The following is a 19,061-nucleotide window of genomic DNA, read 5'->3' on the forward strand; positions in this document are numbered from 1 at the left end:
GGCGCCCCCGAGAAGAAGCTGGGCATCAAGGGCTCCCCCACCCGCGAGGTCTACCTCGACAACGTCCGCATCCCCGCCGACCGCATGATCGGCGACGAGGGCACCGGCTTCGCCACCGCCATGAAGACCCTCGACCACACCCGTATCACCATCGCCGCCCAGGCCATCGGCATCGCCCAGGGCGCCCTCGACTACGCCAAGGGCTACGTCAAGGAACGCAAGCAGTTCGGCAAGCCCATCGCCGACTTCCAGGGCATCCAGTTCATGCTCGCCGACATGGCCATGAAGCTGGAAGCCGCCCGCCAGCTCACCTACGCCGCCGCAGCCAAGAGCGAGCGTCTCGACGGCGACCTCACCTTCTTCGGCGCCGCCGCCAAGTGCTTCGCCTCCGACGTCGCCATGGAGGTCACCACCGACGCCGTCCAGCTCCTCGGCGGCTACGGCTACACCCGCGACTACCCCGTCGAACGCATGATGCGCGACGCCAAGATCACCCAGATCTACGAAGGCACCAACCAGGTCCAGCGCATCGTCATGGCCCGCAACCTCCCCTAAGGGAGGCCCGCGAGCCGGTCACGGGTCACCGGTCGGAGGTGACCGTGACCGGCTCGTCGTTGCGGATCTGCTCGACGAGCTGCTTCACCTTCGGCTTGTCCCAGCGCAGCGAGTTCTGCGGGGCGGTGCCGTTGATCGGCATGTTCATCGACTTGCCGTCGCCGCCGCTGATGCCCTTCATGGCGAAGAACATCTTCCCCAGGTCGTACAGCGACATGTCCTTGTCGACGATCAGCGTGTCCAGGCCCGCGCCCAGCGTCGGGTACAGCGCGAACGGGTTGAGGATCGTGCCCGGCGTCGCCGCCTGGTTGGCAAGCGCCGACAGGAACTTCTGCTGGTTCTTCGTCCGCGCCAGGTCCGACTCGGCGAAGGCGTAGCGGGTCCGGACGAAGGCCAGCGCCTGCTCGCCGTTCAGGGTCTGGGTGCCCGCCTGGAAGTCCGCGCCGGACTTCTTGTCCTTGAAGCCCTTCTCGATGTTCAGCTCGACCCCGCCGAGCGCGTCCACGATGTTCGCGAAGCCGGCGAAGCCGATCTCGGCGTAGTGGTCGATGCGCAGCCCGGTGTTGTACTCGACCGTGCGGACCAGCAGCTCGGGGCCGTCCATGGCGTACGCGGCGTTCAGCTTGGAGCCGCCGCGCTCCCCGTACTTCTTGCCGGACTCCGAGCCCACGAAGGACGGGATGGTCACCCAGGAGTCACGGGGCAGCGAGATCATCGTGTTCCCGCTGGAGCAGGCCGCGAGGATCATCATCGAGTCGGTCCGCTTGCCCTCGGCGGAGCCCGTGTGCAGCTTCTTCTTCTCCTCGGCCGACATGCCCTCACGGCTGTCGGAGCCGACGATCAGATACGTGGTGCAGTCGCCCTCGGAGGGGCGCTCGATGACCTTGGCCAGGTCCACCTCGTTGCGCATCCGCGAGCTGGCCCAGGCGTAGGTGCCGACGCTCCAGCCGACCACGGCGACGGCCAGCACGATCGAGCCGATCTTGATCCGGCGCCGCCAGTCGGGCCGGGCGCCGGGGCCGCCGGGCCGGGGGGCGTACTGCGGCGGTACGGTGCCGTGCCCGCCGCCGCCCCGGCCGCCGCCCTGCGGGGCGCCGTACACCTGGGCGTCGCCGTAGCCGGAGTCGTAACCGCTGCCCTGGGCCTGCGTGAAGCTGGGGTTGTACTCCTGGCCGTAGCCCTGGTCGTACCCCTGCTGCTGCCGCGGCTGCCGGTAGGGCTGCTGCGGCTGCTGCGGCGGGACCTGCGGGCGCTGCACATGGCGCATCCGGCGAGGTCCGTCGGGCTGGGCGTCGGGCCAGTCATTCATGTGGACCAGTCTGCCGTCAGGGCCCGTCGCCCCGACAGGCCGGGTGGGGAATCGGGTCGGCGCTGTTGCCAAGCTGATGCAAAGCGGACGGCGCCGGGACCGGCCGACGGACCAGGCATAAGGTAGAGGGCATGACAGATCAGGGCGACATCCCCGGCAAGCCCACCTCGGCGTCCCGCACCACGCTGAGCCACATCATGACCAGCCATGACACCAACCTCCTGGGCACGGTGCACGGCGGCGTGATCATGAAGCTGGTGGACGACGCCGCCGGAGCCGTCGCCGGCCGCCACTCGGGCGGGCCCGCCGTCACCGCCTCCATGGACGAGATGGCCTTCCTGGAGCCGGTCAGGGTCGGCGACCTGCTGCATGTGAAGGCGCAGGTCAACTGGACCGGCCGGTCCTCCATGGAGGTCGGCGTCCGGGTCATGGCCGAGCGCTGGAACGAGTCCACGCCCGCCACCCAGGTCGGCTCCGCCTACCTCGTCTTCGCGGCCGTGGACGGCGACGGGAAGCCCCGCCCGGTCCCGCCGGTCATGCCGGAGACCGAGCGCGACGAGCGGCGCTACCAGGAGGCCCAGATCCGCCGCACCCACCGACTGGCCCGCCGCCGCGCGATCATGGAGCTGCGGGAGCGCCGCGCGGCGGAGGGCTACGAGGAGTAGGGGCCCGTAGGGGCCCGTAAGGGCGCTGAGGAACCCCTACGGGCACACCACCTGGTCCCCCGTCACCGCCTCGAACTGCCCCGACTGCGTCTCGCGCGCCCGGACCGCCGTGACGCCCTTGTAGTCCGCGCCCGCCGTCACCCGCAGCGTCCCGCCCTGCCCCGGCACCGCCCGCAGCTCCGCCCCCGGCAGGGCCGCCGCCAGCGAGCGGGCCGAGCGGTCCCAGCGGGGGTCGAACTCGACGACCGTGCGCGCGAGCTCCTGCCCGGACCCCGTACGGGGCGCCTGGGTCGTGTCGAAGCCGGTCCGCCGCAGCGCCGCGTCCACCCGCCCGCCGAGCCCGTCCGTCCGGGTCCCGTTGTAGACCTGCACCCGGATCGTCTTCGGCGCGACCTCCACGTCGACCGGCCGCGGCCCCTTGGGGGCGGGCCGGGGCGCGGCGAGCGGGCGGTCGTCGCGCAGGGACTGGAACAGCTTCTGCGCCTTGGCCGCGTCCCACTTCACGGTGGAGCCGATCCCCTTCACGGGGAAGCTCATGTCGCCGATCGGCACGGACACGAACTCCGACGACGCAGGGGTGAAGCCGTGCATCGCCTTGGCGAGCGCCAGCATCTGCTCCGTACCGAAGCCCTGGTCGGCCCGGACCGAGCCCAGCATGGTGGTGGCGACCTCCCGGAACCGCACCGGGTTGAGCAGCACCCCGCCGCCGGTGAGCCGGTCGATGAGGGCGGCCAGGAACTTCTGCTGGCGCTGCATCCGCCCGATGTCGGCGGCGCCGTCGACATGGCGGGAGCGCACGTACTGGAGCGCCTGCCCGCCGTCGAGCTCATGGGTGCCGGCCGGCAGGTCGAGCCCGGTGTACGCGTCCTTCATCGGCTTGGCGGTGCAGATCTGCACCCCGCCCACCGCGTCGACCGTCCGCATGAAGCTGGTGAAGTCGACCTCCAGATAGTGGTCGATCTTCACCCCGGTCATCGACTCGACGGTCCGCACGGTGAGCGCGGGCCCGCCCTCCGCGTACGCGGCGTTCAGCTTCACCGGGTGCGCGTGGTGGTGCCGGCCGGTGGTCAGGTCGGTGTGCTCGGGCATCTCGGCGTACGAGTCGCGCGGCAGCGACACCACGCTCGCCCGCTCCCGGTCCTCGGAGATGTGCACGAGCATCACGGTGTCCGTGCAGTGGCAGGGGGCGCCGCCGAGCCGGTACTTCGCCTTCTCCTCGGGGGTGATCCGGTCCCGGCCGTCGGTGCCGACGACCAGCACGTTCATCCCGTTCCCGGCCTGCGGGCGGTTCTTCATGTCCTTGAAGGGGTCGACCCGGGTGATCCCGGTGTCCAGGCTCGTCACGACGGCGTGCCCGATCCCCCCGGCGGCGAGCACGACCACCGAGAGCGTGGTCGCCATCCGCATCCCCCACCTCGGCCGCCTCGGCCGTCTCCGCTTCCCTGGGCCGGCCCCTGACCGCCGTCGGGCGGGCGCGGGGCGGGCGGCGGGCCGGGGACGGGGCGTGCGGGGCGGTGTGGGCACCGGGGGACACCTCCGCGGGTGGGACAGGGGGAACCGTGAGCACCGTAGGCCCATACGATCAGCGCCACCCCGCAGCGGCTCCGGCGGCGCGCACCCGTGTCCCCCATTCGCGGTAACGTGGCGGACGATGAACGCCAAGCCCCCTGTCTCCGTGATCATGCCGGTCCTCGACGAGGAGCGGCATCTGCGCAACTCGGTCCGTCACATCCTTGAACAGGAGTACGACGGCGAGATGGAGGTGGTGATCGCGCTCGGCCCGTCCACGGACCGCACCGACGAGATCGCCGCCGAGCTCGTACGGGAAGACCCCCGGGTCCACACCGTGCCGAACCCCACCGGCCGCACCCCCGCCGCCCTCAACGCGGCGATCAAGGCCTCCCGTCACCCGATCGTGGTACGCGTCGACGGCCACGGCATGCTGTCGCCGAACTACATCGACACGGCCGTCCGCCTCCTGGAGGAGACCGGCGCGCAGAACGTCGGCGGCATCATGCACGCCGAGGGGGAGAACGCCTGGGAGGACGCGGTCGCCGCCGCGATGACCTCGAAGATCGGCGTGGGCAACGCGGCCTTCCACACCGGCGGCGCCGCCGGCCCGGCCGAGACCGTCTACCTGGGCGTCTTCCGCCGCGAGGCGCTGGAGCGGGCGGGCGGCTACAACGTGGAGTTCATCCGCGCCCAGGACTGGGAGCTGAACTTCCGCATCCGCGAGGCCGGCGGCCTCATCTGGTTCTCGCCGGAGCTGCGCGTCCAGTACCGCCCCCGGCCGTCCGTGCGGGCGCTGGCGAAGCAGTACAAGGACTACGGCCGCTGGCGGCACGTGGTGGCCCGCTACCACGAGGGCTCCATCAACCTGCGCTACCTGGCGCCGCCGGCCGCCGTCTGCGCCATCGCCGCGGGCCTGGTCGTGGGCGCCGCGCTCACCCCGCTCGGCCTGGTGATCCCGGCCGGCTACCTCGCGGCCATCACCGCGGGCTCCGTCCCGGCCGGCAAGGGCCTGTCCCTGAAGGCCCGCCTGCGGATCCCGGTGGCGCTGGCGACCATGCACATGTCGTGGGGCTACGGCTTCCTCACCAGCCCGCGCGCCCTGGCCCGCAAGGTCATCGCGAGCAAGCGCCCCGCGGTGACGAGCGAGTCGGTCTGAGCGACCCGAGCGAGCTGATCACGGCGAAAGGCCGGGCCCCCGAGGGGGACCCGGCCTTTCCCGTACGCCGGTCGGTCAGCCGGTCAGCTCTTCTTGCCGTTCCACTGGTAGACCGAGTAGACGTCCATGCACGTCACTTTGTCGTCCGCGCCCTCCGGCAGGTCACCGGCGGCTATCTGCGGCTTCTTGTACGTGGACCCCTCGCGCCAGTCCGCGCCGACCACCAGGGTGACCTTCTCCACCTTCGCGTCGGCCCGTACCGCCGAGTCCGGCAGGCCGAGAGCCTTGGCCACGGAGGCCGCGTTCGCCCGGCCCTGGTCGCCGTCGGCCTTCGGGTAGAAGACCACGCTGTCCTTGCGCGGCTCGGCGGTCCGCAGCGACTCGGCCTGGGTGAAGCCCTTCTCGCGCAGGTTGCCGGCCATCGTGCCGGCCCGGCCCTCGGCCGCCGCCTGGCCGTCGCCGGCGGTGCCGTTGGCCACCCGGACCGGGAAGGAGCCGGGCTCCTCGGCGGGCGTCTTCGGCTTCGGCGACGCGGAGGACTTCGGCTTCCCGGCGGCCGGGTCGCCGTTCTTGTCGAAGGCGATGTCGTCGCGGAGCATCGCCCACATCCGGTCGGCGGCCGACGGGACCACCTGGACCCACGCCTTCGGGTTCTCCGGGTACTCGCTCGTCGGGACGGTCGCCGTCGTGAGCCGCTTCAGGTTCACGTTCTTCAGCTGCATCGACAGGTCGAACAGCTTCTTCACCGAGCGGATCTCGTCGGAGACCTCGAACGCGGTGGTGGCGGTCTCGGCCAGGCCCATCAGCCGCCCGGTGTCGGTCCACGCCTTCTGGTCCTGGAGCTTCTTCATCAGCCCGTTGAGGTACATGTGCTGGGCCTTGGCACGGGCCTGGTCGCTGCCCCAGGCGTGCCGGGTGCGCAGCCACTGGAGGGCCTGCTCGCCCTGGACGTCGGTGGTGCCCTTCGGCAGCTTGAGGCCGGAGCCGCCGGGCACCCGCGCCGTCGGCTTGTCCCAGACGCCGGTCTTCACACAGACGGGGACACCGCCGACCTCGTCGGCCATCGACACGACACCCGCGAAGTCGATCATCAGCCAGTGGTCGATGTAGACCCCGGTGAGCTTCTCCCAGGTGGTGAGGGTGCAGCCGGGACCACCGCGCGCCAGCGACTCGTTGATCGGCCGGTTCGTGGTGGCGGCGTACGACTTCCCGTCCTTGTCCTTGCACTCCGGGATGGGCACGACCGTGTCGCGCGGTATGGAGACGAGCGAGGCGTTCTTCCGGTCCGCCGAGACGTGCAGCAGCATCTGCACATCGGCCAGGGCCGGGCGGTCCCGGTCGTTCTTGCCGCCGCCGAGGGCCACGTTCTTGGCGTCGGCGCGGCTGTCGGAGCCGATCAGGAGGATGTTGAGCGGGGTGTCGCCCAGGGCGTTCGCCGCGCCCTTCTTGACGCCGCTCTCGCCGCCCGCGCGCCCGCCGCCGCGGAGGTTGCCGTTGAGGTGCTCGTAGTACAGGTATCCGGCGCCGGCCGTGCCGAGTATCAGCAGCGACAGCGTCGCCGCCACCCAGCGCAGCACCTTGCGCTTGCCGGTCTTCTTGCCGGTCTTCCTGGCGCGCCGGCGCGGGCCGCCGCGCCGGTGGCCCGACCGGCCGCCGCCGTCACCGTCACCGTCGCCGGAGCCACCGCCCCGACGACGCGAGCGGGGCGCGCCGGCACCCTGGCCGGCCTCCCCGTCCTCACCGTCGTAAAGGGTCTCGTCCCAGCCCAAGTCGCGGGCGTGCGGGGCGCGTTCTCGCGCCCCCTCCCGTCGCACGCTGCTCTGTCCCACCCCAGGTCTCCTCGTCATTCAGGTGCGGCCCAAGGCCGGAAAAAGCTCGTCCGGGTCACTTCGCGCACACCTGCTTGTCTGCTGTCTGCGCACCTTCCGGCGTCTTCGCCGGTCCGGTGAGGGGCACCCCCGCGCCCTTGAAGTCCGCGCCGAGGACGAGCGTCATGGGCTCGCGCTCCCCGGCGTCCTGTGTGCCCGGCTTGAGAGCCGTGGCGGGCAGACCCATCAGATCCGCCAGCTTGCGGGCCTGATCGGCCTGGTTCGGTCCGTAGGTGAGCGTGGTCGCGGTCGCCTTCTCGGGGGCGTTGCTCTTGTTGGTCGACCGGGTCACGCCGTGCTCGTTCTGGAGCCAGTTGATCGTGGACTGCGCCGCGCCGCGGATGCCGCTGCCGTTGTAGACGTCGACCCGCACCTCGTGGGCGGTGGAGCGGGTGCCCTTGAGGAGCGCCGCCTGGGCGTTCTTGGCGTCCGTCTGCTTCTTCTTCACCTCGGTGAGCGAGGTGTCGGACTGCATCATCGCGAAGAGCTGCGGGGCCTTCACCGGGTCGGGGACGACCGTGATCGGCTTGGGCTCGCTCGGGTTGTCGATGACCGGCATGGTCAGGAACGTGATGTTCTTGGTGTCGATCTTGGCGAGTTCCAGGGCCAGGGACTTGAGCTTGGAGATGCTCCCTATCCCGGTGTCGACGGTGAGCGCGTTGGTCGCGGCGTCGGCGAGCTCGTACAGCTTGGTCGGGGACGTGAGCGTGTCGTCCGACTTCATCTGCCGGATCATCGAGCTGAGGAACTGCTGCTGGACCTTCATGCGGTCCAGGTCGCTCTCGTTGCCGAAGCTGTGCCGGGTGCGGACGAAGGCGAGGGCCTGCTCGCCCATGATGGTCGACTCGCCCTCGGGCAGCTTGAGGTGCGACTTGGGGTCGTTGACCGGTTTCGCCAGGCACACCTTCACGCCGCCGACGGCCGTCGTCATCTCCTTCACGGCGTTGAAGTCGGCCATCATGAAGTGGTCGACGGTCAGACCGGTGATCTCCTTGACGGTCCGCATGGTGCAGCCGGGGTCGCGGTCGGACTGGCCGAGGCTGATGTTGAAGCGCTCGTTCGTCTGGCCGGGGATCTTCTTGACGGAGCCGTCGGGCTGCTTCGTCTCGCACGCGGGGATGTTGATCACCAGGTCGCGCGGGATGGACATCGCCGTGGCGTTCGTCCGGTCCTTGGAGACATGGAAGAGGATCGTGGTGTCCGCGTGGCCGGGGCTGTCCTTGTCGCCGTAGCCCGCGTTGCCCTCGCCGGTCCGCTTGTCGGTGCCGATGAGGAGGATGTTGAAGGCCTCGTCCTTGCGGAAGCCGCCGGTGCCCGCGCCGGCCACGTCGACGGTCTTGAGGTTGCCGTCGAAGTGGTTGTACAGCGCGTAGGCCCCCGCGGCGCCGCCGACGAGCACGAAGGCCATCGTGCCGCCGGTCCAGATCAGGACCTTCTTCTTACGGGACTTCTCGGGCCTGCGCTTGCGCCGGCCCACGGGCGGCTGCCCGCCCGCCTCGGTGACCCGCCGGCGCCGCTGTCCGGGCACGGGCGGAGCCGTCTCCGGGGCGCTGCCGGACTCCGGCTGCCGGCCGCCGTGGTCTCCCGGGCGCGGGTGGGACGGGGCCTGCCGCGACTGCCCAGCGGAGCGGTCCAGTCGCAGTTCGTAGTTGCCGGTCTGCGGGTTGAGCACCCACTGGTCGGCGGGGTCGATCTCGTCCGCCCGTCCACGGCTGTGCGCGTCCACGGTTACTCGAGTCCTCCGTCGGTGCCACACGCGAGGCGCCTCCCCCTCGGGCGCTCGGTCCTTCGATCCTTCGAGTGCGCGACCACCTGGTCGGGTGCACCGGATCGCGTCACACTATCCGCCCAGTTCAGCGTGGGGCGACGTCCGTGACAAATTCCACGCCCCTTACAACCGGGCAATTTGCTCAAACCCCATGCTGTGCGTCCCTCCCCTTGGTCCCTGCTTTGCCAAGTACGTCACTCGGCCCCCTCCTCGACCGGTCTCCGATTACCCCGAGCAGCTCCCGTCCGCCGCGTTCCGCCCGGAGAAGGCCGGGGTCTCCGACGGGCTCGGGCTCCCGTCGCTCTGGTCGGACTTCTCGTTGCCGCCGGGCCGTACGGTCACCGGCTTGTCGGCGCGCAGGGCGGCGAACAGCCGGTTGGCGTCCGGCTGTACCAGTTCGTCCCGGTTCGCGTTGTACGAGTAGGGGCGCCGGGGGACCGTGAGGAACTGCACCTTGTCCGTGGGGATCGCCCGCATCGACCGGGCCAGGTCGTACAGGTCCCGCAGCGAGTCGAGACCCGGGTCGGTCGTGATCGACTTGGTGGCCGCGTCGAGGACCGGGTAGAGCCGGGTCGGGTTGAGCAGCACGCCGTCGCTCTGCACCTTGTTCACCAGGGCGCCGAGGAACTGCTGCTGGCGGTCCATCCGCTCGGTGTCGCTGCCGTTGCCGATGGACTTGCGGGCCCGTACGAAGCCGAGCGCCTGCTCGCCGTGGAGCGTCTGGCGCCCGGCGGGCAGCTTCAGATGGGCGTCGGCGTCGTCGATCGGCTCCTTGAGGCAGATCTCGACCCCGTCCACCGCGTCGACCATCTTCTTGAAGCCCCGGAAGTCGATCACCATGTGGTGGTCGATCCGGATGCCCGTCATCTTCTCCAGGGTGCGGATCGTGCACGCGGTGCCGCCGAACTCGAAGGCCCAGTTGAACTGCGCGAACTGCTCCCTGGTCCGGGTCCCGTCGGGCTTGGCGCAGCTCGGGATCGTCGCCATCAGGTCGCGCGGGATCGAGACGGCGGTCGCCGAGGAGCCGCCGCCGGACAGATGCAGCAGGATCGTGGTGTCCGAGCGCTGGCTGCCCTCGTCCTGCCCGTACTTCCCGTTCCCGGCGCCGGCCCGGGTGTCGGAGCCGATGAGCAGGATGTTCCGCGCCGCGTTGACGGCGGGGGAGGGCCGCTCCTTCTCGTACTTGAGGAGCTCGGCGGCGGCCGTCGTGTCCGTCGTGATGTTGGAGTCCAGCTTGCGGTAGAACCACCACCCGACCCCGGCCGCGGCCAGCACCACGAGCGCCACGGCCAGAGCGGTCCAGCGCAGCCAGTGCCGCTTACGTCTCGGCGGCGGGTCTGCGCTGTCCGTGCTGTCCGTCACGTCTGCGTCCGTCCTCGAAGGCGTCTCCGGCGCGCCGGGCGGGCGTCGTCTCGCTGAAGTAGACGGTCGCTTCCGGCGCTTGGTTGTGCGGAAGGCATCAGTACCCCCCGGCCGATCATGTACCGGAGAGGCCGTGGGGACCCGGGGACTCGGCGCGTCGATGGGCCGGATGGGTGGGAGGGGGACGGGGACGGGGGCGGGGACAGAGGGGCGTGCGGGGCGGGGCGACCCCGCCCCTGCCCCCGCCACGGACCCCCGCCCGGGCTCAGTCGGTGAGCGTGGTGGTCACCCGCTCGCTCTCCACCCGCTTGGCGAGCCCCTCCGCCCCCAGCTGGTCCAGGTTGCGGCACAGGACGACCGAGCCGCCGGCGGCCAGCGGGGCGTAGAGCCCGGCGGAGAGCCCGGACCAGCCCGCGTACGGGCGCCCGGAGAGCAGCCGCCCGCCCGGCGCGAGCCCCAGCGCGTCGGCGTCCGCCCGGGCGCGCTCGACGAGCTGGGCGCCCGTCAGTTCCGTACCGTCGACGACGAGGGCGGGCGCATCGGGATCGACCGGTACGAACGGGGCGAACCGGTCACCCTGCCCCGGCACCTCCACCGCGTAGTCCGCGTACCCCGTGGGCGGCGCCGGGACGAAGCGGCGGCCCAGCGGGGCGAGGGAGAGCGCGATCCGGTCTCCCGAGCAGGCCAGGCCCGCCTCCAGGCCCTCGGGCCCCGCGACGACGTAATCGGCGTCGGCCGGGTCGCCGCCGAGCTCGGCCGTCACACCGACCGACGAGCAGGCGAGCAGCCACACCGCGGTCTGCCAGTGCGCGGGCAGCAGCAGCGCGAGCCGGTCGCCCGGCGAGGCGGACAGCTCGCCCTGGAGCAGATTGGCCGTCTTGGCCACCCAATTGGCGAAGGTGGCCACCGACAATTCCACGCGTTCACCGGTGGCGTCGTCGTAGAAGGTGACCAAGGGGCGGGCCGGGTCCGCGGCGAGGGCGGATCGCAGCAGGTCGGCGGGGGTGCGGTCGCTGGCGTTCACGCGGGCAAGCGTACGCGCGGCGCCCCGTGGGGTCCGCCGTACCGGTGACCCGGTCCACCGGTCGGCCCGACGGGGCGTCAGTTTCCGTGCGGATTCCCGGCGCGCGGAACGCCCGCCCGCTACGGACGATCGCCTCATGCGTGCCAACCTCGCCTCCTCGATCGCCGTCAGCTGCGCGGCGGTGCTCGCGCTGCCGCTCTCCGTCGCGACGCCGGCCGGCGCCGCCGCCTCCCCGGCCCGCGCCGTGGCGTCCGCGGCCGAGCCAGCGGGCTCGACGCAGTCGCTCCCGCTCGAAGCCCTGGCGGCGGACGGCCCGCGCGACCGGATGCTGGGCTCCGCCGCCGGCCGGGGCCTCACCCGACGGGACGTCAGACCCTTCTCCCTGGTCGGCGTGGTGTGGGACGACGTCCACACCGAGCTGCGCGGCACGGTCCAGGTCCGCACCCGCGCCACCGGGGACGGCGTCTGGTCCGACTGGCAGTCCGTGGAGACCCACAACGACGAACACGGCGCCGACCCCGACACCACCGAGGGCCACTCCCGCACACTGCGCGGCTCGACCGCCCCCCTCTGGGTCGGCGACTCGAACGGCGTGGAGATCCGCGTACGCCCGGAGGAGGGGGTGGGGGAGGGCGCGGCGGAGCACCCGGGCAAGCGCTCGGACGAGCCTCCGGCAGGGAGCGCGGCGGAGCACGCGGACGAGCGCCCGGCGCAGGACCCGCAGGCGCGGGCCCGGCAAGCCCCCGCCCCGCTCCCCGCGGGCCTGCGCCTGGAGCTGGTCGACCCCGGCCCGGAGCCGCCCGCCGCCGAGCCGCAGGACCGGACGGTCCCGGCGGCAGGGGCGCAGGCGGCGCAGGCGGCTCAGGCGGCCCCGGCCGCCGGGACCGAGCTCCCGCCCCTGACCCGCGCCCAGACCCTGGCGACCCTGCCGGCGGCATCGCCCGCCGCATCGCCCGCCGCAGCGCCCGCGTCGAAGCCGTACATCGGCCCCCGCCCCCGGATCATCACCCGCAAGGGCTGGGGCGCCGACGAGCGGCTGCGCGAGAAGGGCTTCGTCTACACGCGGACGATCAAGGCGGTCTTCGTCCACCACAGCGCCACCGGCAACCGCTACACCTGCCGCCAGGCGCCCTCCGTGCTGCGCGGGATCTACCGCTACCACGTGAAGAGCAGCGGCTGGCGGGACTTCGGCTACAACTTCGCCGTCGACCGGTGCGGAAACATCTACGAGGGCCGCGCCGGGGGCGTGGGCAAGCCGGTCATGGGCGCCCACACCCTCGGGTTCAACACGGACACCATGGGCGTCGTGGTGCTCGGCAGCTACGGCGGAGCCACCCCGCCGGCCGCGGCGGTGAACGCCGTCGCACGGCTGACCGCGTGGAAGCTGGGCCTGTACGGGGTGAATCCGAAGGGCAAGACGTATCTCACATCAGGAGGCGGAAACCTGTACAAGAAGGGCAGAAAGGTCAGGTTCAACGTGATCGCCGGGCACCGCGACGGCTTCGCGACCGAATGCCCCGGCGGGCGCCTCTACGGAAAGCTCGGCACCGCCCGGTCGGCGTCGGCGAAGTACCAGGGAAGGCGCTGATGGGGCCGTGGACTCAACCATCTGCATAAACTGACCGGTCATATCGTACGGACGGGCGAACGGAGCCTTCCCGGCGATGAGACCGGACCCGAACAGGAAGCAGAGACGACAGGTGACAGAAGCGATCCTCCTGGTCGGCGGCAAGGGCACTCGACTGCGTCCCCTGACGGTCAACACGCCCAAGCCCATGGTCCCGGCGGCCGGCGTCCCCTTCCTGACCCACCAGCTGGCGCGCGCCCGCGCGGCGGGCGTCGATCACATCGTCCTCGCCACCTCCTACCTGGCGGAGGTCTTCGAGCCGTACTTCGGGGACGGCTCGGCGCTCGGCCTGAGCATCGAGTACGTCACGGAGACCGACCCGCTCGGCACCGGCGGCGCCATCCGCAACGCGGCCTCGCACCTGCGCTCGGGCCCGGACGCCCCGGTCCTCGTCTTCAACGGCGACATCCTCACCGGCCTGGACATCCGAGCCCTCCTGACCACCCACGAGTCGTCCGGCGCGGACGTCTCGCTGCACCTCACGCGGGTCGACGACCCGCGCGCCTTCGGTCTCGTCCCGACGGACGGCACCGGCCGCGTCACGGCCTTCCTGGAGAAGCCGCAGACGCCCGAGGAGATCGTGACGGACCAGATCAACGCGGGGGCGTACGTCTTCCGCCGCTCGGTCATCGACACGATCCCGACCGGCCGCCCGGTCTCCGTGGAGCGCGAGACCTTCCCCGAGCTCCTCGCCACCGGCGCCCACCTCCAGGGCATGGTCGACTCCACGTACTGGCTCGACCTCGGCACCCCGCAGGCCTTCGTCCGCGGCTCCGCCGACCTGGTCATGGGCCGCGCCCCGTCCCCGGCGGTCCCGGGCCGCTGCGGCGACCGCCTGGTCCTGGACACGGCCCGGGTCGCCCCCGACGCCAAGCTCACCGGCGGTACGGTCATCGGCCCCGGCGCGGTGGTCGGCGCGGGCGCCCGTATCTCCGGCTCGACGGTCCTGGCGGACGCGGTCATCGCCCCCGGCGCGGTCATCACCGACTCCCTCATCGGCGCGGGCGCCCGCATCGGAGCCCGCTCGATCCTGACCGGCGCGGTAATCGGCGACGGCGCGGACGTGGGCCCGGACAACGAACTCCGAGACGGCATCCGAATCTGGTGCCAAACCACCCTCCCAGCAGGAGCAGTCCGCTTCTCGTCAGACCAGTAGCACCCCCCGTTGTGGGCAATCGTTCCGCAGGGCGGAACGGGTGGGCACAACGGAACGGCGCCCCTTGCCGGGCCTAGGCTTCCGCGCCTGTACGTCCACCCCCAGCGCGTCGCGCTGGGGAGCGGGCCAAGGCACTGAGCCCGATACGCTCGAACACATGGCAGGCCGCTTCTCCCCAGAACCCACCCCCACCCGCGTCACGACGCGAGGCGGCCACATCCCCATCCCCACCCCCGAAGCCGCCCCCCTGGACCTAGGCCTAACCCTCGGCCCCCTCCGCCGAGGCCCCGCAGACCCCACCTTCCGCGTCACCCCCGACGGCGACGTCTGGCGCACCAGCCGCACCCCCGAAGGCCCCGGCACCCTCCGGATAAGGCTCGACGGCGCCGAGGCGCACGCGGACGCCTGGGGCCCCGGCGGAGGCTGGCTCCGAGACCGCCTCCCGGGACTCCTCGGCGCCGAGGACGACCCGACCGCCTTCGTCCCCCGCCACCGCCTCCTCGCCACCACCCACCGCGCCCGCCGCGGCCTCCGCCTGACCAGGACCGGCCTCGTCCTGGAGTCACTGATCCCGTCGGTCCTGGAGCAGAAGGTGACGACGGACGAGGCCTACCGCTCCTGGCGCCTCCTGGTACGGAAGTACGGCGAGCCCGCCCCCGGCCCGGCCCCGGACGGCATGTACGCGATGCCCGACGCCCGCACCTGGGCCACGATCCCGTCCTGGGAATGGCACCGCGCCAACGTCGACGGCAAACGCTCCGCCACGATCGTCCGCGCCGCCCGCGTGGCCCACCGCATGGAGGAGGCCGCCACGATGCCCCCGGCACAGGCCCGCGCCCGCCTCGAACTGATCCCGGGCATCGGCCCCTGGACCTCCGCCGAGACGATCCAGCGCAGCAACGGCGCCCCCGACGAGGTCACCACCGGCGACCTCCACCTGCCCGGCATCGTCGGCTGGGCCCTCGCGGGCGACCGGGCAGCCGACGACGCGGCCATGCTGGAGCTGCTGGCCCCCTACGAGGGCCAGCGCCACCGCGCCGCCCGGCTGATCCTGCTCAGCGGCCGGGTCCCGCCCCGCAGAGCACCCCGGATGACACCCGGAGACATCACGCGCTGGTGAGTCCGGTGCTCACCGCACCTCGATGAACGCCCCCGCCTGCCGTCCCGCCCGCTCCTTCGGCGCCACCGCCGGCCGCCCGACGGCGACCGCGCCCATCGGGTCCCAGCCCTCCGGCAGCCCGAGCACCTCCCGTACGACGTCCCGGCAGAACATCGTCGAGGACACCCAGGCCGAGCCCAGCCGCTCCCCGGCCAGCGCGACCAGCAGATTCTGCACGCCCGCGCCCGCCGCGACCACGAACATCTCGCGCTCGGCGGCGTCCCGGCGGGGGTCCCCGTAGTGGTGGGCGCCGTCCATGACCAGACAGGGCACGATCAGGTACGGCGCGTGGCGCAGCACGTCCCCGCGGCGTACCCGCTTCGCGATGGACTCCTCCGACTTCCCGTCGGCGCGCAGGTCCGCGATCCACGCGTCCCGCATCGCGTCGAGCAGCCGCAGCCGCGAGTCGGCCGATTCGAGCAGCACGAAGCGCCACGGGGTGGTGTGGTGCGGGGCGGGCGCCGTGACGGCGGCGGCGACGGCCCGCCGTACCGCCCCGGGGTCGACCGGATCGTCGGTGAACTCCCGTACGGTGCGCCGCAGCGTCACCGCCTCCCGGACCGCCTCCGAGGTGCCGAGCCGGAACATGTCGTCGGCGCCGTTCCGCACCAGCGCCCGGCCGCCCGGCTCCTCGTCACCGGCGACGAGGTGGGGCAGCCCGCGCACCACGGCGACGGGCCGGCCGGTGGCCTTGCCCTTCACCAGGTCGCCCGCGGCGGCGAGTTCGTCGCCGGTCGCGACCACGGTCACGTTCAGCTCGTTGCCGTGGGAGTCGGTCACGCCCCGCAGGTCGTCCAGGACCCGCACCCCGGCCGCGCCGATGGCGACGTCGGTGAGCCCGCTGCGCCAGGGGCGCCCGAAGGTGTCGGTGACGACCACGCCCACGTCGACGCCCAGCGCCTCACGCAGCCCCGCGCGGATCCGGCGGGCCGAGGCGTCCGGGTCCTCGGGCAGCAACAGCACCGTCCCGGAGGGGGTGTTGGAGGCGTCGACCCCGGCGGCGGCCATGACGAGGCCCTGCCGGTTCTCGACGATCCGCAGCGTCCCGCGCCGGGCGACGACCCGTACGGTCTCGGCGTCGATCGCCTCCTCGCGGTCGTCGGCGGCGATCACCCGCCCCTCGGCCTTGCTCACGATCTTCGAGGTGACGAGCAGGACGTCCCCGTCGACAAGACCCGGCGAGACCGAGGCGATCAGCTTGGCGATGTCGTCCCCGGGCGCGACCTCGGGCAGCCCGTCGAGCGCCCACACCTCGTAACGGGCCGCGCGGCCGAAGCTCTCGACGCCGGCCCCCTCGACGCCCGCCCCCTCGGAGCCCGCCGTCACGCGCCGGCCCCGGCGTCCCCGGCGTCCCGGACCTCCGCCGCGAGCGCCAGCGCCTCGCGGGCCATCGCGGCCGTCGCGTCCAGGTCGGTCATCATCAGCGGCACCGCGCGGCAGCGGATGCCCGCCGCCTCGACGTCCGCGACCGTACCGGCGTCGACCGTGTCGACGAGCCAGCCGTCGACGAGCCCGGAGCCGTAGTGCCGCGCCACGGCGGCGGCCGTGGAGTCCACGCCGACCGCCGCGAGCACCTTGTCGGCCATGCCGCGCACGGGCGCGTCGCCGACGATGGGGGAGAGGCCGACCACCGGCGCGGGCGCGGCCTCGACGGCCTCGCGGATGCCGGGGACGGCGAGGATCGTGCCCACGGACACGACCGGGTTGGACGGCGGGAAGAGGATGACGTCGGCCTCGGCGATGGCGTCCAGGACGCCGGGCGCGGGCTTCGCCTGCTCGGCGCCGACCGGCACGACGGCGTGCGCGTCCACGGAGGCGCGCAGCTTCACCCAGTACTCCTGGAAGTGCACGGCCTTCCGCTCGCCGTCCACGTCGATCGCCACATGCGTCTCGACCCGGTCGTCGGACATCGGCAGCAGCCGCACGCCGGGCCGCCAGCGGGCGCACAGCGCCTCGGTGACGGCGCTCAGCGGATAGCCGGCGCCCAGCATCTGGGTGCGGACGATATGGGTGGCGAAGTCCCGGTCGCCGAGGCCGAACCACTCCGGCCCGACGCCGTACGCCGCCAGCTCCTCCTTCACGGCGAAGGTCTCGTCCTCGCGGCCCCAGCCCTGTTCCTCGTTGATGCCACCGCCGAGGGTGTACATCACGGTGTCGAGGTCGGGGCAGACCTTGAGTCCGAAGAGATGGATGTCGTCACCGGTGTTGCCGACGACCGTGATCTCCGCGTCGGGCGCGGCCTGCTTGAGGCCGCGAAGGAAGCGGGCACCACCGATGCCACCGGCCAGAACCACAATGCGCATGCCCAGCAGTGTGTCAGGCGGGTACGACTCCCGTGGGCGCCGGGGCGCACTGGGCCCGCAGCGACTCGTGCATCGGCATCTCGGTGAGGCCGGGGTAGTAGACGTGCAGGCTGACGGCCGGTTCGAGGGAGTCGTTGACGACCTCGTGGACGTACCCGGGCGCGAAGACCCTCTGGGCACCGGCGCCGAGGCTTCGTACGCCACGTTCCGTACGCTCCGTCAGGTCGCCCTCCAGGACGGTCAGCACGCCGGAGGAGACGCCGTGGTCGTGCCGTCCGCTGCCCTGCCCGGGCAGCCAGGAGAGCAGCCAGACCTCGTAGCCGGGGCCGGTGCGGAGCCGGTGGTACCAGCGGGTGGTGGCGTCGTACTCGACGTACGGGGCCCACTTGGCGCGGTCGGCGGCGATCTCGCGGGCGAGACCGACGAACTCGGCCACGGTGGCGGGGTGCTCGCGGGCGGGCTGCAGGAGGTGCGGGACCTCAAGGATGTCGCCGGCGATCTGAAGGTCGCTGTCCATGTTCATGGGTGCGGTGGTTCCTCGGCAGAAGTGTGCTGGGGTGTCGCGATGCGGGGGTCACTCGGGTGTGACGGAGGCTGCGGCGGGGAGGCCGCGGAGAGGGTGCCGGAGCGCTGCGGGGGACGCGCGCGTCAACAGCGGTCAACAGCTGGGACAGCAACAGCAACAGCGCGCCTGGACAGCGCTGCGGAACCCACGGGCGTGGGTCGCGGAAGGCGCTGCGGTCGCTGGCATGCCACCAAAGTGGCGGGAGGGGCACCCGACTGTCAACTCAATGCCCGATTTGGGGGCAATGTTTCACCTCATCCGGTTACAGTGCCCGGAGAAAGGTTTGTGCAGTGCCTGACCAGGAGACATGGCGCAGCAGTCGGGCCCGTGGACGCGGTGCGGGCGCGGCGGGGTCCGTGATCGGACTGTGATCCGGATCGCTTCCGTGGCTGGATCGCAACAAGATCCAACTCTCGGACGTCCTCCTCTCTAGGGAGACGTCGATGGGGCCAAGCCGGTGGCATGTGTCACGTTTTTTGGTGATTTGAACACTTTCCGCATACGCTTGGTTCCGCAGAGTGAATACGGGGCCCGATAGCAGATCTCGGCTTGACTCGCACAGAGCACGAACTTGTAATTTCACTCGTGTCGTTCGGCCGGAATCGGTAGCGGCCACATCACGGGGACGCACAGACAGACGAGGGGCGCACATGACCGAGACGTTCCAGGAACTGCTGGTCGAGGACGCGGAAGAGGAACTCGGCTGGCAGGAGCGCGCGCTGTGCGCCCAGACCGACCCCGAGTCCTTCTTCCCCGAGAAGGGCGGCTCGACGCGCGAGGCGAAGAAGGTCTGCCTCGCCTGCGAGGTCCGCTCCGAGTGCCTCGAATACGCGCTGCAGAACGACGAACGCTTCGGCATCTGGGGCGGCCTGTCCGAGCGCGAGCGCCGCCGCCTCAAGAAGGCCGCCGTCTGAATCCGGCCACCACCGGCGGCCCTCCCGGCAGAAGTCCGCGGGCCACAGACAAAGACGTACACAACGAACGGTCCGCACCCTGTGCTCTGTCCACAGGCGGCGGACCGTCGCCCTTCCC

16 protein-coding genes are annotated in these 19,061 nt (G+C 72.0%); 7 read left to right on the forward strand and 9 right to left on the reverse strand.

From position 1 onward, the window contains the following. A partial coding sequence (locus tag ABTZ54_RS35050; protein ID WP_351671818.1) for an acyl-CoA dehydrogenase family protein occupies nucleotides 1-555 on the forward strand: 555 nt, incomplete at its 5' end. Between the two features lie 25 nt (nucleotides 556-580). Here the strand turns inward: ABTZ54_RS35050 and ABTZ54_RS35055 are convergent. Further along, complete coding sequence (locus tag ABTZ54_RS35055; RefSeq protein WP_351671821.1) at nucleotides 581-1,864, reverse strand: LCP family protein; 1,284 nt, start codon at nucleotides 1,862-1,864, stop codon at nucleotides 581-583. Between the two features lie 131 nt (nucleotides 1,865-1,995). On the opposite strand from ABTZ54_RS35055, the gene ABTZ54_RS35060 reads away from it, so the two are divergent. Further along, entirely contained in the window at nucleotides 1,996-2,529 is a 534-nt protein-coding gene (locus tag ABTZ54_RS35060) for an acyl-CoA thioesterase (RefSeq protein WP_351671824.1), read from the forward strand. 36 nt (nucleotides 2,530-2,565) lie between these two features. Here the strand turns inward: ABTZ54_RS35060 and ABTZ54_RS35065 are convergent, their stop codons facing one another. Next, entirely contained in the window at nucleotides 2,566-4,053 is a 1,488-nt protein-coding gene (locus ABTZ54_RS35065) for an LCP family protein (protein WP_502997369.1), read from the reverse strand. A 127-nt stretch (nucleotides 4,054-4,180) separates the two neighbouring features. On the opposite strand from ABTZ54_RS35065, the gene ABTZ54_RS35070 reads away from it, so the two are divergent. Next, nucleotides 4,181-5,197 (forward strand): glycosyltransferase family 2 protein, encoded by a 1,017-nt coding sequence (locus ABTZ54_RS35070; protein WP_351671830.1) that lies wholly within the window; start codon nucleotides 4,181-4,183, stop codon nucleotides 5,195-5,197. An 83-nt stretch (nucleotides 5,198-5,280) separates the two neighbouring features. Here ABTZ54_RS35070 and ABTZ54_RS35075 read toward each other — a convergent pair whose 3' ends face one another. The 4 genes from ABTZ54_RS35075 to ABTZ54_RS35090 form a co-directional block, all read right to left on the reverse strand. Further along, complete coding sequence (locus tag ABTZ54_RS35075) at nucleotides 5,281-7,026, reverse strand: LCP family protein (RefSeq protein ID WP_351671833.1); 1,746 nt, start codon at nucleotides 7,024-7,026, stop codon at nucleotides 5,281-5,283. 55 nt (nucleotides 7,027-7,081) lie between these two features. Further along, nucleotides 7,082-8,791, reverse strand: coding sequence for an LCP family protein (locus tag ABTZ54_RS35080; RefSeq protein ID WP_351671836.1), 1,710 nt, complete (start codon nucleotides 8,789-8,791; stop codon nucleotides 7,082-7,084). A gap of 267 nt (nucleotides 8,792-9,058) precedes the next feature. Further along, a complete protein-coding gene (locus tag ABTZ54_RS35085; protein ID WP_502997370.1) occupies nucleotides 9,059-10,195 on the reverse strand; it encodes an LCP family protein in 1,137 nt (378 codons plus the stop codon). A gap of 265 nt (nucleotides 10,196-10,460) precedes the next feature. Then, nucleotides 10,461-11,219, reverse strand: a complete 759-nt coding sequence (locus tag ABTZ54_RS35090) for a TIGR03089 family protein (protein WP_351671841.1) — start codon at nucleotides 11,217-11,219, stop codon at nucleotides 10,461-10,463. Between the two features lie 136 nt (nucleotides 11,220-11,355). Between ABTZ54_RS35090 and ABTZ54_RS35095 the strand changes: the two genes are divergently transcribed. From ABTZ54_RS35095 to ABTZ54_RS35105, 3 genes are all read left to right on the forward strand, one after another. Continuing rightward, the gene (locus ABTZ54_RS35095; protein ID WP_351671844.1) at nucleotides 11,356-12,807 is read left to right on the forward strand and encodes a peptidoglycan recognition protein family protein; all 1,452 of its coding nucleotides are present in this window, start codon (nucleotides 11,356-11,358) and stop codon (nucleotides 12,805-12,807) included. Between the two features lie 112 nt (nucleotides 12,808-12,919). Further along, nucleotides 12,920-14,002, forward strand: coding sequence for a mannose-1-phosphate guanylyltransferase (gene manB, locus ABTZ54_RS35100; protein WP_351671847.1), 1,083 nt, complete (start codon nucleotides 12,920-12,922; stop codon nucleotides 14,000-14,002). Between the two features lie 157 nt (nucleotides 14,003-14,159). Beyond that, nucleotides 14,160-15,122, forward strand: a complete 963-nt coding sequence (locus ABTZ54_RS35105; protein ID WP_351671850.1) for a DNA-3-methyladenine glycosylase family protein — start codon at nucleotides 14,160-14,162, stop codon at nucleotides 15,120-15,122. A 9-nt stretch (nucleotides 15,123-15,131) separates the two neighbouring features. On the opposite strand, the gene ABTZ54_RS35110 is transcribed toward ABTZ54_RS35105, so the two are convergent. The 3 genes from ABTZ54_RS35110 to ABTZ54_RS35120 form a co-directional block, all read right to left on the reverse strand. Then, the gene (locus ABTZ54_RS35110; protein WP_502997371.1) at nucleotides 15,132-16,412 is read right to left on the reverse strand and encodes a coenzyme F420-0:L-glutamate ligase; all 1,281 of its coding nucleotides are present in this window, start codon (nucleotides 16,410-16,412) and stop codon (nucleotides 15,132-15,134) included. Between the two features lie 71 nt (nucleotides 16,413-16,483). Further along, nucleotides 16,484-17,464, reverse strand: coding sequence for a 2-phospho-L-lactate transferase (gene cofD, locus ABTZ54_RS35115; protein WP_351671856.1), 981 nt, complete (start codon nucleotides 17,462-17,464; stop codon nucleotides 16,484-16,486). Nucleotides 17,465-17,477: 13 nt separating this feature from the next. Continuing rightward, entirely contained in the window at nucleotides 17,478-17,987 is a 510-nt protein-coding gene (locus ABTZ54_RS35120) for a cysteine dioxygenase (protein ID WP_351671858.1), read from the reverse strand. Nucleotides 17,988-18,679: 692 nt separating this feature from the next. Here ABTZ54_RS35120 and ABTZ54_RS35125 point away from each other — a divergent pair. Then, a complete protein-coding gene (locus tag ABTZ54_RS35125; RefSeq protein WP_046911872.1) occupies nucleotides 18,680-18,943 on the forward strand; it encodes a WhiB family transcriptional regulator in 264 nt (87 codons plus the stop codon). Nucleotides 18,944-19,061: the final 118 nt, after the last annotated feature.

Origin of the sequence: Streptomyces sp. NPDC094032 (assembly GCF_040303965.1) — a bacterium.
In the GTDB taxonomy this organism is placed as follows: domain Bacteria; phylum Actinomycetota; class Actinomycetes; order Streptomycetales; family Streptomycetaceae; genus Streptomyces.

What these genes read in the sequence shown, in the direction of transcription:
- ABTZ54_RS35055 (WP_351671821.1), bottom strand. Translation starts at nt 1,864, where the DNA reads ATGAATGACTGGCCCGACGCCCAGCCCGACGGACCTCGCCGGATGCGC.
- ABTZ54_RS35060 (WP_351671824.1), top strand. Translation starts at nt 1,996, where the DNA reads ATGACAGATCAGGGCGACATCCCCGGCAAGCCCACCTCGGCGTCCCGC.
- ABTZ54_RS35070 (WP_351671830.1), top strand. Translation starts at nt 4,181, where the DNA reads ATGAACGCCAAGCCCCCTGTCTCCGTGATCATGCCGGTCCTCGACGAG.
- ABTZ54_RS35095 (WP_351671844.1), top strand. Translation starts at nt 11,356, where the DNA reads ATGCGTGCCAACCTCGCCTCCTCGATCGCCGTCAGCTGCGCGGCGGTG.
- ABTZ54_RS35105 (WP_351671850.1), top strand. Translation starts at nt 14,160, where the DNA reads ATGGCAGGCCGCTTCTCCCCAGAACCCACCCCCACCCGCGTCACGACG.
- cofD (WP_351671856.1), bottom strand. Translation starts at nt 17,464, where the DNA reads ATGCGCATTGTGGTTCTGGCCGGTGGCATCGGTGGTGCCCGCTTCCTT.
- ABTZ54_RS35120 (WP_351671858.1), bottom strand. Translation starts at nt 17,987, where the DNA reads ATGAACATGGACAGCGACCTTCAGATCGCCGGCGACATCCTTGAGGTC.
- ABTZ54_RS35125 (WP_046911872.1), top strand. Translation starts at nt 18,680, where the DNA reads ATGACCGAGACGTTCCAGGAACTGCTGGTCGAGGACGCGGAAGAGGAA.